Annotated in this window: 9 protein-coding genes; 1 reads left to right on the forward strand and 8 read right to left on the reverse strand. The window is 75.0% G+C overall.

The window, feature by feature from the left end; all coding sequences use genetic code 11:
• Positions 1-174: 174 nt before the first annotated feature.
• A complete protein-coding gene (locus JNO44_RS11055) occupies positions 175-1,533 on the forward strand; it encodes a serine/threonine-protein kinase (protein WP_205363475.1) in 1,359 nt (452 codons plus the stop codon).
• Positions 1,534-1,740: 207 nt separating this feature from the next.
• On the opposite strand, the gene JNO44_RS11060 is transcribed toward JNO44_RS11055, so the two are convergent.
• The 8 genes from JNO44_RS11060 to JNO44_RS11095 all read right to left on the reverse strand — a co-directional run bounded on the left by JNO44_RS11060 (position 1,741) and on the right by JNO44_RS11095 (position 13,457).
• The gene (locus tag JNO44_RS11060) at positions 1,741-2,562 is read right to left on the reverse strand and encodes a TrmH family RNA methyltransferase (protein ID WP_073445409.1); all 822 of its coding nucleotides are present in this window, start codon (positions 2,560-2,562) and stop codon (positions 1,741-1,743) included.
• Between the two features lie 53 nt (positions 2,563-2,615).
• Positions 2,616-3,854 carry a uroporphyrinogen-III C-methyltransferase gene (gene cobA / locus JNO44_RS11065; protein ID WP_039637965.1) on the reverse strand — a complete coding sequence of 413 codons (1,239 nt, stop codon included), beginning with the start codon at positions 3,852-3,854 and terminating at the stop codon, positions 2,616-2,618.
• Between the two features lie 254 nt (positions 3,855-4,108).
• On the reverse strand, positions 4,109-8,188 hold the full coding sequence (gene cobT / locus JNO44_RS11070; protein WP_205363477.1) for a nicotinate-nucleotide--dimethylbenzimidazole phosphoribosyltransferase: 4,080 nt from the start codon (positions 8,186-8,188) through the stop codon (positions 4,109-4,111).
• Positions 8,189-8,423: 235 nt separating this feature from the next.
• Positions 8,424-9,653, reverse strand: a complete 1,230-nt coding sequence (gene cbiE, locus JNO44_RS11075; RefSeq protein ID WP_205363479.1) for a precorrin-6y C5,15-methyltransferase (decarboxylating) subunit CbiE — start codon at positions 9,651-9,653, stop codon at positions 8,424-8,426.
• Positions 9,654-9,821: 168 nt separating this feature from the next.
• Complete coding sequence (locus JNO44_RS11080) at positions 9,822-10,457, reverse strand: GNAT family N-acetyltransferase (RefSeq protein ID WP_205363481.1); 636 nt, start codon at positions 10,455-10,457, stop codon at positions 9,822-9,824.
• A gap of 252 nt (positions 10,458-10,709) precedes the next feature.
• Positions 10,710-11,567, reverse strand: a complete 858-nt coding sequence (locus JNO44_RS11085; RefSeq protein ID WP_205363483.1) for a MetQ/NlpA family ABC transporter substrate-binding protein — start codon at positions 11,565-11,567, stop codon at positions 10,710-10,712.
• A gap of 100 nt (positions 11,568-11,667) precedes the next feature.
• The gene (locus tag JNO44_RS11090; RefSeq protein ID WP_205363484.1) at positions 11,668-12,402 is read right to left on the reverse strand and encodes a methionine ABC transporter permease; all 735 of its coding nucleotides are present in this window, start codon (positions 12,400-12,402) and stop codon (positions 11,668-11,670) included.
• Positions 12,399-13,457, reverse strand: a complete 1,059-nt coding sequence (locus tag JNO44_RS11095) for a methionine ABC transporter ATP-binding protein (protein WP_073445404.1) — start codon at positions 13,455-13,457, stop codon at positions 12,399-12,401. Before JNO44_RS11095 ends, JNO44_RS11090 begins: the two co-directional genes overlap by 4 nt.
• Positions 13,458-14,017 lie beyond the last annotated feature (560 nt).

A 14,017-nucleotide genomic window follows, 5' to 3' on the forward strand; every position in this document is an offset into this window, starting at 1 on the left:
AGGCCGGGGGGCGGGCCGATTTCCTTCCGTGCGGCGGGGATCGGGACGGCCGCGGGTAATCCGGTTGCCGACGCATGCGCGGCCTCTCAGCACAGCGAGCCGGCAATCCGTAAGCTGTGCCACGTCAGACGGTTGAGCGGAGTGGGGCCTCCCCACCGCAGGCAGGGGACGGACATGGCGATGATGCGGCTCCGACGCGAGGACCCGCGTGTCGTCGGCTCGTTCCGACTGCACCGCCGGCTCGGCGCGGGCGGGATGGGCGTGGTCTACCTCGGCTCGGACAAGCGCGGGCAGCGGGTCGCCCTGAAGGTGATCCGGCCGGATCTGGCGGAGGATCAGGAATTCCGGTCGCGGTTCGCCCGCGAGGTCTCGGCCGCCCGGCGGATCCGCGGCGGCTGCACGGCGCGGCTGGTGGCGGCCGACCTGGACGCCGACCGCCCGTGGTTCGCCACCCAGTACGTCCCCGGCCCCTCGCTGCACGACAAGGTGAACGAGGAGGGGCCGCTCTCCCCCGCGCAGGTCGCCGCCATCGGCGCGGCGCTGTCCGAGGGGCTGCTGGCCGTCCATGACGCGGGCGTGGTGCACCGGGACCTGAAGCCGTCCAACATCCTGCTGTCGCCCAAGGGCCCGCGGATCATCGACTTCGGCATCGCCTGGGCCACCGGGGCCAGCACGTTGACGCACGTCGGGACGGCCGTCGGGTCGCCCGGCTTCCTGGCGCCGGAGCAGGTGCGCGGCGCCGCGGTGACGCCGGCCACCGACATCTTCTCGTTGGGCGCCACGCTCGCCTACGCCTGCACCGCGGACTCGCCGTTCGGACAGGGCAGTTCGGAGGTCATGCTCTACCGCGTGGTCCACGAGGAGGCGCAGCTGGCCGGGGTGCCGGACGCGCTGGCGCCGCTGCTCGCGGCGTGCCTCGCCAAGGACCCGGCGGACCGGCCCAGCACGCTGTCGCTGTCGCTGCGGCTGAAGGAGATCGCGGCCCGTGAGGCGCACGGGCACTCGGCCGGAGCCTGGGAGAACGGTTCGGGGGGCGGGGACGGCTGGGAGCGCGCGGAGCGGCGGCCGTCGGGGCGTCCGACCGGACAGCGCGCCGAGGAGTACGCGCGCCAGCGGACCGAGCGGGGGGCGGACGGTACCCCCGCGCCGCGTCCCCGGCCGGCCCGGCCGGCGGCGTCCCGGGACGCGGCGTCCCGCGGCGGCGCGGCGCGGGCGCAGGGTCCGGCGTCGGGGGCCAACTCGCGGACCGGCGGGCGGAACACCGGGCGGGGGCCGGCCTCGCGGCCCACCGGGCGAAACGGTTCGCGTACCCCGGTGCGCACCGGCGCGGGCGGCCGGCGGCCGGGCCCGGACCGTCGGCTGCTGCGGCAGCGCGTCGTGGTGTTCGTGGTGGTGACGCTGCTGGTGGCGCTCGGGATCGCGGCGGCCCAGGGGTGTCAGGGGCCGACCCGCGGGCTGGGTGTGGAGCGGCCGGTGAGTGTCGCGTCGCACGACGGCGGCGGCACGCCCGGTGGCGGAGCCCAGCGTCCCTGACGGCGAATCACCTCGGCCGCCCGGGGCGGGTACGCCGGAAGTGCCGGTGACCTCGGTGCGTCCTGCCGCGTCGGTGCGGGTGTGCCGGGGCTGTGGGCGCGCGGGGGCGGTGGACGGGGCTCGGGTGGGGCCTTAGGGGGTGGGGGAACGGATTCCCTAGGGGGTGCGTGGGCCCCCTGCGGGGCCACAACGGGGTGGATGGGGGGATTATTCCGGGGGACGGCGGGGCGTGGAGACCGCGTAGAAGGCGACCGCGGCGGCGGCGCCTACGTTGAGGGAGTCCACGCCGTGGGCCATGGGGATGCGGACCCATTCGTCGGCGGCGCGCAGGGCGCCCGTGGTCAGGCCGCCGCCCTCCGCGCCGAGCATCAGGGCGACGCGTTCGAGGGTGTGCGGGGCGACCTCGTCGATGCCGGTGGCCCCTTCGGCCGGGGTCAGCGCGAGCAGCTTGAAGCCCGACTCCCGTACGACGGCCAGGTCGCGCGGCCAGCTCTCCAGGCGGGCGTACGGGACCGAGAACACCGCGCCCATGGAGACCTTCACCGAGCGGCGGTAGAGCGGGTCGGCGCAGTCCGGGGACAGCAGGACCGCGTCCATGCCGAGGGCCGCGGCGCTGCGGAAGATGGCGCCGATGTTGGTGTGGTCGTTGACCGCCTCCATGACCGCGATCCGGCGGGTGCCGGCGAGGAGTTCGGCGGCCGTGGGCAGCGGCTTGCGCTGCATGGAGGCGAGCGCGCCGCGGTGCACGTGATAGCCCGTCACCCGCTCGGCGAGGTCCGGGCTGACGGCGTAGACCGGGGCCGGGACCTCGTCGATGACGTCGCGCATGACGTCGACCCACTTGGCCGAGAGCAGCATGGAGCGCATCTCGTAGCCGGCGTGCCGGGCGCGGCGGATGACCTTCTCGCCCTCGGCGATGAAGAGTCCTTCGGCCGGTTCGCGGCGGCGCCGCAGCTCGACGTCGGTGAGGCCGGTGTAGTCGCGCAGCCGCGGGTCGTCCGGGTCATCGACGGTGATGATTTCTGCCACGGGGAGATAGTGCCTTGTCGGTGTCGAGGAGCCTATGCCGGGGAGCGGTCCGGTTACTGGGCGGGCGCGGCGGGGGTCAGGGCGACGACGTCGCCGATGACGATGACGGCCGGCGGGCGGACGCCCTCGGCCCGTACCGTCTCGCCGAGGGTGGCGAGGGTGGCGTCCACGCGGCGCTGGGCGGCGGTGGTGCCCTCCTGGACGACGGCGACCGGGGTGTCGGCGGGGCGGCCGCACTCTATGAGCTTGGCGGCGATGGCGCCGCTGTTCTCCACGCCCATCAGGACGACGAGGGTGCCGCGCAGCTTGGCGAGCGCCGCCCAGTCCACCAGGGAACGCTCGTCCTCCGGGGCGACATGGCCGCTGACCACGGTGAACTCGTGGGCGACGCCGCGGTGGGTGACGGGGATGCCGGCGGCGCCGGGGACGGAGATGGTGCTGGAGATGCCGGGGACGACGGTGCAGGGGATGCCCGCGTCGGCGAGCGCCTGGGCCTCCTCCATGCCGCGGCCGAAGACGAACGGGTCGCCGCCCTTGAGGCGGACCACGGCCTTGCCGGCCTTGGCGTGCTCGATCAGGGCGTTGTTGATGGCCTCCTGGGCCATGAACCGCCCGTAGGGGATCTTGGCGGCGTCGATGACCTCGACGTGCGGCGGGAGTTCGGCGAGCAGATCGCGCGGGCCGAGCCGGTCGGCGATGACCACGTCCGCCTCGGCCAGCAGCCGACGGCCGCGGACGGTGATCAGGTCGGGGTCGCCGGGGCCGCCGCCGACCAGCGCGACACCGGGGGTGTGCGGGCGGCGGTGGTGCGGGGCGGCGATGCTGCCATCGCGCAGGCCCTCGACGATGGCGTCGCGGACGGCGGCGGAGCGGCGCGGGTCGCGGCCGGTGAGGACGGCCACGGTGACGCCTTCGCTGCGGCCGGTGGCCGGCGTCCAGGCGGTGGCGGCCTCGGCGTCGTCGGAGCGGACGGCCCAGACGCGGCGCTCCTCGGCCTCCTGGGAGGCGGCGGCGTTGGCCTCGGGGTCGTCGGTGGAGATCAGCGCGTACCAGGCACCGTCGAGGTCGCCGGCGCGGTAGCGGCGGCGCTCCCAGCGGAGTTCGCCGGCGTCGGCCATCGCCTCGACGGAGGGGGTGGCGGACGGGGAGACCAGCAGGACGTCGGCGCCCGCGGCGAGCAGCGCGGGGAGCCGGCGCTGGGCGACCTGGCCGGCGCCCAGGACGACCACACGGCGGCCGGACAGCCGCAGTCCGACGGGGTAGGCAGCGTGTTCGGCAGCAGGCTCGGCCATGGTGGGGTGGGCTCCTTGTGCGGTGGTGCGAATTCGACGACCGTTCAGTCGCTGCGACGCCGGAGCGGCTGAGGGGTGGTGCGGCCCTTCGGGGCGTGCCCGTGGGAGCTTACGGCCCCGGCCCACAGCCTAGGGCCTGTCGGCGCGCTCCCGCCGGCCGCCCGGAGGGACGACGGGCGGGGGTGCGCCGACAGGTACGGGGGCTGCGGGCCGGGGGTCACGCGGGGTGGCCCCGGCTCGGGTCGGCCCCGGTGTCAGCTCTTCTCGGTGACTCCGGCGGAGTCGAAGGTGGCGACCTCGTGCATGGCGCGGGCGGCACTCTGCACGACGGGCAGGGCGAGCAGGGCGCCGGTGCCCTCGCCCAGCCGCAGGTCGAGGTCGATCAGCGGGCGCAGGCCCAGCTTGTTGAGGGCCGCGACGTGGCCGGGCTCGGCGCTGCGGTGGCCGGCGATGCAGGCGGCCAGCGCCTCGGGGGCGATGGCCCGGGCCACCAGGGCGGCGGCACCGGCGCTGACGCCGTCGAGGATCACCGGCGTGCGCAGGGAGGCGCCGCCGAGGATCAGCCCGATCATGGCCGCGTGCTCCAGGCCGCCGAGGGCGGTGAGGACACCGATCGGGTCGGCCGGGTCCGGCTGGTGGAACTCCAGGGCACGGCGGACCACCTCGACCTTGCGGGCGTGCGTCTCGTCGTTGATGCCGGTGCCGCGGCCGGTGACCTCGGCCGGGTCGACGCCGGTGTAGACGGCGATCAGGGCGGCCGAGGCGGTGGTGTTGGCGATGCCCATCTCACCGGTCAGCAGCGCCTTGTTGCCGGCGGCGACGAGGTCCCGGGCGGTCTCGATGCCGACCTCGATGGCCTTGAGGGCCTCCTCCTGGGTCATCGCCGGGCCCTGGGTGAAGTCGGCGGTGCCGGGGCGGACCTTGCGGGGCAGCAGTCCGGGGGTGGCGGGCAGGTCGCCGGCCACGCCGACGTCGACCACGCAGACCTCCGCGCCGACCTGGTTGGCGAAGGCGTTGCAGACCGCGCCGCCGCCCAGGAAGTTGGCGACCATCTGGCCGGTGACCTCCTGGGGCCAGGGGGTCACGCCCTGGGCGTGCACGCCGTGGTCGCCGGCGAAGATGGCGACCGCGGCCGGCTCCGGGATGGGCGGCGGGCACTTGCGGGACAGGCCGCTGAGCTGCGCGGAGATGATCTCCAGCATGCCGAGCGCGCCGGCCGGCTTGGTCATCCGCTTCTGCCGCTCCCACGCCTCGCCGAGCGCCTTGGCGTCCAGCGGGCGGATGCCGGCGAGGGTCTCCTGGAGGAGGTCGTGCGGGTCCTCGCCGGGCAGGGCGCGGCGGCCGTAGGTCTCCTCGTGGACGACCCAGGACAGCGGGCGGCGCTTGGACCAGCCGGCCTGGAGCAGTTCGGGCTCGTCCGGGAACTCGTCGACGTAGCCGACGCAGAGGTAGGCGACGATCTCAAGGTGGTCGGGCAGGCCCAGTTCGCGGACCATCTCCCGCTCGTCGAAGAAGCTGACCCAGCCGACGCCCAGGCCCTCGGCGCGGGCGGCGAGCCAGAGGTTCTCGACGGCGAGCGCGGAGGAGTACGGGGCCATCTGCGGCTGGGTGTGCCGGCCGAGGGTGTGGCGGCCGCCGCGGGTGGCGTCGGCGGTGACGACGATGTTCACCGGCGTTTCGAGGATGGCCTCGATCTTCAGCTCGCGGAACTGCTTGGCCCGGGCCTTGGGCAGCGACTTGGCGTAGGCGTCGCGCTGCCGCATGGCGAGCTCGTGCATCTTGCCGCGGGTCTCGTCGGAGCGGATGACGACGAAGTCCCAGGGCTGGGAGTGGCCGACGCTGGGGGCGGTGTGGGCCGCCTCCAGGACCCGCAGCAGGACCTCGTTGGGGATCGGGTCGGAGCGGAAGCCGTTGCGGATGTCGCGGCGTTCGCGGATGACGCGGTGGACGGCGGCGCGCTCGGAGTCGTCGTAGCCGGGCGCGGGGGCCGTGGCGGGCGTCGGCTCGGCGGCGGGGGCCTCGGCCGGGTGCGTGTCGTCGCCCTCGGCGTGTTCGACGAGCTGGGCGTCGTCCTGCTCGTGCGGGCGGGCCTCGGCGGCGACGGAGTCGGCTTCGGGGGCCTGCGCTGCCTGGTCGGCGGCGGGCTGCGGCGCGGCGTCGGCCGGCTCGGGGGGCGCCTGGGCGGGGTCCTGCGGGGCGGGGGCCGCGGCGGGCCGGGGGGCCTGGTCGGCGGTCTCGTCGGGGGCCGGCGGGGCGGGGGACTCGGCCGGCTCGCCGGGGTGCTCCGGGGCGGCGTCGGCGGCCGGCTCGGGCTGCGCGTCCTCGGGGGCGGGCTGCGGTGTCGCCGCCTCCTCTGCGGGCTGCTGGCCCGCGGCGTCCTCGGGGGCGGTGGGCTCCGGCTGTCCGGCGTCCTGCGGCGGCTGCGTTGCGGCTGCCTCTATGACGGGCTGCTGGGGCGTCTGCTCCGGAGCCGGCGCGGCGTCGGCTTCCTGGGGGGCGGGCGCGGCGTCCGCCGGGGCCTGCTCGACCTCGACGAGGGCCGGCTCGGTCTCGACGGCGGCCTGCTCGACCTCGGCCACGGTGCCGTCCTCGACGAGCTGCGGCGCGCTGGCCTGGTCCTCGGTGGTGGGGTGTTCGGGCTGCGCGGCCGGGGCGGCGGCCTCGGCCGGGGCGGGCTCCGCGGCGGCCTCGGGGGCGGGCTGCTCGGCCGGGGCCTCGGTCTGCGGCTGGTCCGTCACCGGGGCCTGGACCGGGGCGTCGGCTGCCGGCTGCTCGGCGGGCTGCTCCGCCACGGGCTGGGCCTCGGGCTGGGCGGCGTCCTGCGGGGCCTGGGGCGCCTCGGCGGGGGCCGGAGCGGGCTGGGGCTCGGCGGCCGGCGGCTGGACGGCCTCCGGGCTCGCCACCGCTGCCTCCTGCGCCGGCGCCTCGGGCTGCTCGGGCGCGGCCTCCGGGACGGCCTGGGCCGGGGCGGGCGGGTCGGCGACCGGCTGCGCGGCGGCGACCGGCTCGGGGGCGGACTGCTCGGGGGCGGTCTGCTCCGGTGCGGGCTGCTGAGCGGCGGGGTCCGGGGCGGTGACGGCCTCGGTGGGGGCGTCCACGGCCTGCGGCTGCTCGGCAGCGGGCTCCGCCGCCGGGGCCTGGGCGGCGGGGTCGGCCTCGGCCGGCTCCGCGACGACCGGGGCGGCGGCGCCGTCCTCGGCGACCGCCGGCGCGACCTCGGTGGCCACCGGCGCGGGCTGCTCCTGCGGCTGCGCGGCCGGTACCTGCTCGGCCGTCGGCTGCTCGGCGGGCAGCTCGACAGGCGGCTGCTCGGCGGTGGGCTGGTCGGCGGGCGTGCCCTCCCGGGCGGGCGGCTGTGCCTCGGGCGCGACCGCTTCGCCGCCGGCCGGGGCGACCGGGGCGACCGTCGGCTCCGCGACGGGCACCGCGGCGACCTGGGCTGACGCCTCGCCCCACGGCTGCACCTGGGCCGGCACCTGGGACGGGATCTCGCCCAGCTGCGGGCCGGGCAACGGGCCCTGGCCCGCTGCCCCGTAGGACTGCTCGGCGTACAACTGGCCTTCGTAGGGCTGCTGGCCGTACGGCGTCACCGGGGCGGCCGGCGGCTCCTGGTGGGCGGCGTCCACGGGGGTGGCCTGCTCCGGGAACGGCTGGGCGGGCACGGCCTGCGCGGCGGCCGACCCGTCGTCAACCGGCTGCGGCTCGACGGCCGGCGCGGCGGCGGGCTGTTCCTGGGCGGGGAGCGGTACGGGCTGGGGGGTCTCGGCCGGGCCGTCGAGGTACTCGGGGCCACCGGTCGGGCGGGCGCTCGGCCGGACGGCCTGCTGGGGCGCCTCGGCGGGCCCGCGGTCGGCCAGCGAACGGACCACGCCGCCGGTCGCGTCCGGGACCGGCGGGCCCATGTGGAGCGGGCGGCGGGGCGCGGCGGCGGTCTGCTCGCCGGCGTGCGCGCGGACCTGCTGCGGGACCGTGGGCTGCGGGGCGCGGACGGCAGTGAGGTCGACGGCGCCGGTGTCCCGGCCGCCGCTCTCGTGGTCGCCGGCGGCAGGGTCGAACGGCACGGCCTGCTGCGGCGGTACGGCCTGCGGCGGGAGAAGCGGCTGCGGGGGCTGCGGCATCTGTTGGGCGCCCTGCTCGCTCCAGGCGCCCTGGGCACCGGGCATCAGCAGGTCGTCGTCCTCGACGACGCCGTCGGCCGGGCCGAGGTAGGGATAGTCGCCGGGGTGCTGGGTGGGTCCGGGGTCGGCAGGGGTGGGAACGGCCTGCGGCTGCCCGCGGTGTCCGCCTGCGTTCTCCGGCTGTCCCTGGCCCGGGACCTGGCCGGTGTCGGTCATGCGTACCCCTCGCCCACTGCTAGTGCTCCTTCCAACCGCTCGTGCGACGCGCCGACCGGTGCGCACCGACGCCCCGATAGCGAGAACGAGCGAGCACGCCTCCCGGCACGTCCGCACTCAAGTGCTTCATTTTCGTCCAAAACCACGGCAATTTCCGGATATTGGCGTACGAAGGCGAACGCGGAACGGCGGCGCAACGATCCGCCAGCCTACCGCGCGCGGGTGGCCTTCCTGGTCACGGGTGAGGAACGCGATAGCCGCTCAGCAAAAACACCACAGAGCGTTCACGTTCGACCCAGACGGAGGTGTCGAGTTCGACGGACTGCAGGAGGGCGCACTCGACTTCGTAGCCGCCGTCGGCGAGGGCGCGGCCGAGCGCCTCGGCCTCGTCGCGGGTGGCGGCGTGGGTGACGATCCGTTCGGGGCGACGGGTCGCGCAGGCGGCGACCACGGCCGCTCCCCCGGCGCCGACGCGCACCACGTCGGGCTCCGGGAGGTCCTCCAGGATCTGTGGCGCCAGGCCGTGCACGGCCTGGAGTTGGACGCCGTACCGGCGGGCGAGGGCGGTGGCGCGGCCGCAGGCGTCGGGGTCGGCGTCGACCGCGATGACCGCGGCACCGAACCGCGCGGCCTCGACCGCCGCGGCACCGCTGCCGGATCCGATGTCCCAGATCAGGTCGCCCACCCGCGGCCCGAGGCGGGCGAGTTGGGCGGTGCGCAGCTGGACGGCCTCGCCCTCGCCGAGTGCTCCGCCGTAGGCGCGGTCCGGAAGTCCCCAGCCGCGCGGTCCGGTGGGGTGGCCCGCGGCGTTGCCGGGGGTCCCGGCGATCCATCCGGTGCCCTGGGCGGCGGCGCCGGACGGCGAACCGCCGACGACGATGACGACGTTGGGGTCGCGCCAGACGTGGTCGGCGACCTTGTCGGATGTGAGGACCGTCACCCGTTCCCGTTCGGTGCCGAGGTCCTCGCAGATGACGAAGGTGCGGTGCACGCCTTCCAGGAGGAGGGCGAGTTCGGCGGGTCCGGCGCCGGGCGAGGTGAGCACCGCGACCTTGGGGTGGGCGCGGCAGACGTTGACCGCGCGGCGCAGGTCGCGGCTGTGGGCGACGACGATCTGGGCGTCGTCCCAGGGCATGCCGGCGCGGGCGAAGGCGGCGGCGACGGAGGAGACGGCCGGTACGACCTCGACCTCCAGGCCGTATTCGGGGTCGCGCAGGGTGCGCACCACGCCGAAGAAGCCGGGGTCGCCGTCGGCGAGGACGACGGCGGTGCCGCGGTGCTGGGCGATGCGGCGGGCGGCGAGGGTGGCGCTGCCGAGCCGGATCCGTTCGGCGGACGGCGGGACTTCGGGCAGCGCGAGGTGGTGGGCGGCACCGGCGACGAGGGTCGCGGCGCCGAGGGCGGAGCGGCCGGCGGCGGTCAGCGGAGAGCCGTCCCATCCGATCACCGTGACCCGGTCGGCCATGCTCGTCAGTCTCCTGGGGCTGGTGGGAATTCCTGGGGCGGTTGACGGGTGCGGTGGCCGCCGTCCGGGGGTGCTGCGGGGTGCCGGTCCGTGCTGGTCGGGGCGGGCCCGGCCGCCGTCCGGCAGGCCGAGGGTACCCCGGCGACCGGGGTGGGAGGTGCCGCGTGGTCAGTTCCACTCGGGGTAGGCGAAGCCGTTGGCGTCGACCGTCCGGGCGGGCGGCCCGTCGAGGTCCTCGGGGAGCAGGCTCCAGACGATCTGATCCGTGCGGACGTCGGTCCAACCGCCGTCGTCGGCACGGGTGCGGGCTATGCAGGCGTTGCGCAGCACGCCCTCACTGATGCAGCCGATCTTCTGGGCGACCTGTTGGGAGGCGGTGTTGCCGGCGGCGGTGCGCAGCTCCAGGCGCTCGAACTTCTGGTCCTCGAAGAGCCAGCGGGCGGTGGCGAGGGCCGCCTCGGAGGCGTATCCCTCGCCGCGGGCCCAGGAGGCGACGATGTAGGAGATCTCGGTGGAGCGGACCCGCCAGTTGGTGTGGCCGAGTTGGACGATGCCGACCAGGCGCTGGGTGAGGAACTCGGTGACCGCGAGGTCGAGGCCGCGGCCGGCGATGCGTTCGGTGGGTGCGTACTGGGTGACCCAGGTGCGGGCGGCGTCCTCGGTGTACGGCTGGGGCACCGCGGTCCAGGCGGCGACCAGTTCGTCGTTCATCATCGCGGCCAGGGCGGGGATGTCGTCCTCGTCGAGCGCGCGCAGCACCAACCGGTCCGTGCTGAGGGAGATGTCCGGAAAGGTGGATGTCATGCTGCTGCTCCAACGCCGTTGACTGGGGTGCCCCGGGATGTCGCGGGCCGTGTGCACCGCGCGGCCGGGGCCGTCCTGACCGTCCTGAATGCACCAGCATGCAGCATGGGCCCGCGGGCGTGCCACGCGCCCGGGGCCCGTGACCGCAGCCGCCCACCCCTGTGGCAGGGGTGGGCGGCGCGGAGAGGACGGGAGGCACGGTGGGGCGGCCGCGTGGAGCGAGGACGCGCCCCGCCTCCCGGGAACGGAGCGTCAGCCCTTGACGGGACCGAAGGCCGGGATGACCGAGCCGTCCTTGTACTTGTCCTCGATGAACTTCTTGACCTCGTCGGAGTTGAGGAGCTTGGCGAGCTTCTTGATCCGCGGGTCGTTCTCGTTGCCCTGCTTGACGGCGAGGAAGTTGGCGTAGGGGTTGCCCTGCGCCTTCTCCAGGGCCAGCGCGTCGCTGGAGGGCTTGAGGTTGGCGCCGACCGCGAAGTTGCCGTTGATGACGGCGGCGTCGACGTCGGCGAGCCGCGGCGCGGTCTGGGCGGCCTCCAGCTCGGTGATCTTGATGCCCTTGTTGTCCTTGACATCGGTCAGCGTGGCGTCGGAGCCGACGCCGGGCTTGAGGGTGATCACACCGTTGTCGGCGAGCAGCTTGAGCGCGCGGCCCTCGTTGGACGGGTCGTTGGGCACCGAGACGGTGGAGCCGGCCTTGAGGTCGGAGAGCTTGTGGATCTTCTTGGAGTAGATGCCAAGCGGCTCGATCTCGACGTTCACGACCGGGACGATGTGGGTGCCGTTCTCCTTGTTGAAGGTGTCCAGGAACGGCTTGTGCTGGAAGAAGTTGGCGTCGACCTGACCGTCGTCGGTGACCTTGTTCGGCAGCTTGTAGTCGTTGAAGGGCTTGACGACCAGCTTGAGGCCCACCTGGGGCGCCAGCTTCTCCTTGACGTAGTCGAGGATCGTCGCGTGCGGCGTGGGGCTGGCGGCGATGACCAGCGGGGCGTTCTTGTCGCCCTTGTCGCCGCTCGCGCTGACGTCGGAGGGGGCGCTGCAGGCGCTCGCGCCGAGGGCGACGGCGGAGGCGGCGGCTATGGCCACGGTGATCTTGATGGTGTTACGCACGAAGAGTGCCTCTTTCTTGTGCACACGGGGATCCGTGTGGGCTGCGCCCGGCAAAGGGTCCGGGCTTTGGGGGTGCGGGTGACGCGGGTGGTGCGTGGGGTCAGGCGGCCTCGGTGACCGGGGTCGGCTCCTCGGTGCGGACCCTGCGCAGGCCGACCCGCAGGGCGGAGGAGCGGGTGCCGCGGGCGGCGAGCCGGCGGACGATCAGGTCGCCGAGCAGCTGGACGACGGTGACGATGAGGATCAGCTCGGCGACGGTGATGATCATGAGCCTGGTGTCGTAGCGCAGGTAGCCGTAGTTGTAGGCCAGGGCGCCGAGCCCGCCGCCGCCGACCGCGCCGGCGATCGCCGAGTAGCCGATCAGCGTGATGACGGTGGTGGTGACGGCGGCGACCAGGGCCGGCAGCGCCTGCGGGAGCAGCACCTTGAAGATGACGGTCCAGGTGCCGCCGCCCATCGCCTGGGCCGCCTCGACCAGTCCGTGGTCGACCTCGCGCAGCGCGGCCTCCACGAGGCGGGCGAAGAACGGGATGGCGGCGATGGTGAGCGTGACCACGGCACCGGTCGGGCCGATGGCGGTACCAACCAGGAAGCGGGTGAAGGGCATCAGCACGACGATCAGGATCAGGAACGGGAAGGACCGCCCGATGTTCGCGATCGCGCCGAGGACCTTGTTCACCACGACGTTCTGGAGCAGGGCGCCGCGGTCGGTCAGGTGCAGCAGGACGCCGACGGGGATGCCGATGAGGACCGAGTAGACCGCGGACCACCACAGCATGAAGAGGGTGTCGAGGGTGGCGTCGGACAGCAGCGGCTGCATGTCGTTCCAGCTCACTTGGCATCTTCCTTCTGGAGCGGAGTGGTCGCCGGGGCGGCGTCGGCAGCGGCGCCGTCGACGACGTCGACCTGCAGGCCCTGCTCGCGCAGGTAGCCGATGGGCACGACGTTGTCCTCGAAGCGGCCGGGCAGCTCGATGCGCATCCGGCCGACCTGCTTGCCGCCGATGGTGTCCATGGCGGCGCCGAGGATGGAGATGTCGACGTTGTAGGTGCGGGCCAGCTCGGAGATCACCGGGCGGGTGGCGGCCGCGCCGTGGAAGGTGACGTCGACGACGGTGCGGTCCTCGGCGGAGGGCTCGCCGCCGACCGGGAACAGCTCGCGGGCCAGCTCGGAGCCGGGGGTGGCGAGGAGCTCGGCGACGGTGCCCTGCTCGACGACCCGGCCGCCCTTCATCAGCGCGGCGGAGTCGCAGATGGTCTTGACGACGTCCATCTCGTGCGTGATGAGGACGACGGTGAGGCCGAGCTGCTGGTTGAGGTCGCGCAGCAGCGTCAGGATGGAGCGGGTGGTCTCCGGGTCGAGGGCGCTGGTGGCCTCGTCGGAGAGCAGCACCTTGGGGTCGCCGGCCAGGGCGCGGGCGATGCCGACGCGCTGCTTCTGACCGCCGGAGAGCTGGGCGGGGTAGGCGTTGGCCTTGTCGGCGAGGCCGACCAGGTCCAGGAGTTCCAGCGCCTTGGCGGCGCGGTCGCGGCGGCCGACCTTGAGGATCTCCAGGGGCAGTTCGACGTTGTCCTGGACGGTGCGCGAGGACAGCAGGTTGAAGTGCTGGAAGACCATGCCGATGTGGCTGCGCGCCGCGCGCAGCGCGGCGTTGGCGCGCTGCCCCCGTCCGCCGAGGGCGGTGAGGTCCTGGCCGGCCACGGTGACCGTGCCGGAGGTGGGGCGCTCCAGGAGGTTGAGGCAGCGGATCAGGGTGGACTTGCCGGCGCCGCTCTGACCGATGACGCCGTACACCTCGCCCTCTCGGACGTGCAGATCGACGCCGTCAAGGGCGGTGACCTCACGGCCTCCCGATCGGTAGACCTTGGTCAGGCCCGTTGTGGTGATCACAGGGGAATTCCGTCACTGTCGAGTGCTCGGCGGCTGGCCCGCCGGGCACGGGGCATTCTTGCGAGTGCGGCAGGGGGAAACGGGGAGCGGCGGTGGGCGCGGGGCCCGGCTCCTGGTTCCGGTGACGCGGGGCGGCCGATGGCGCCGGGGTGCGACGTTCGGCTCATGGCGGAGGTCTCGCTTCGGGGCGCGAGGCTCGGACGGGGGCCCTCAGCGGTCACACATTCGACACATGCAACGAGCACCGGGCGCGGGAAGCGCCTCGGTCGCAGGGGTGCGGCTGCTCGTCGTGGTCATGGCGGTCAGTAAACCAGACAGCGGTGTGGCCCGATCAAGCCCGTCCGTATAGCGGACAGCGGCGACCGGAGCCTGGACCGGGCCCCGCCCGTCCCGAATGATCTCGGCCGGTCCGCGCGTGGCCTGCGCGGATGCCGCCGGCGGGGCGGGGGCACGGCGCCCGGTCGGCCGGTGCGGCGCGGGACGGGCTGTGGCCAACGCCACGGCCGCCGGGGCGGCGCCCGTCCCGGCGAGCGCCGCGTCCGGCCGCGGCGGGGCCGGAC

Origin of the sequence: Streptomyces noursei (assembly GCF_016917755.1) — a bacterium.
In the GTDB taxonomy this organism is placed as follows: Bacteria; Actinomycetota; Actinomycetes; order Streptomycetales; family Streptomycetaceae; genus Streptomyces; species Streptomyces yunnanensis.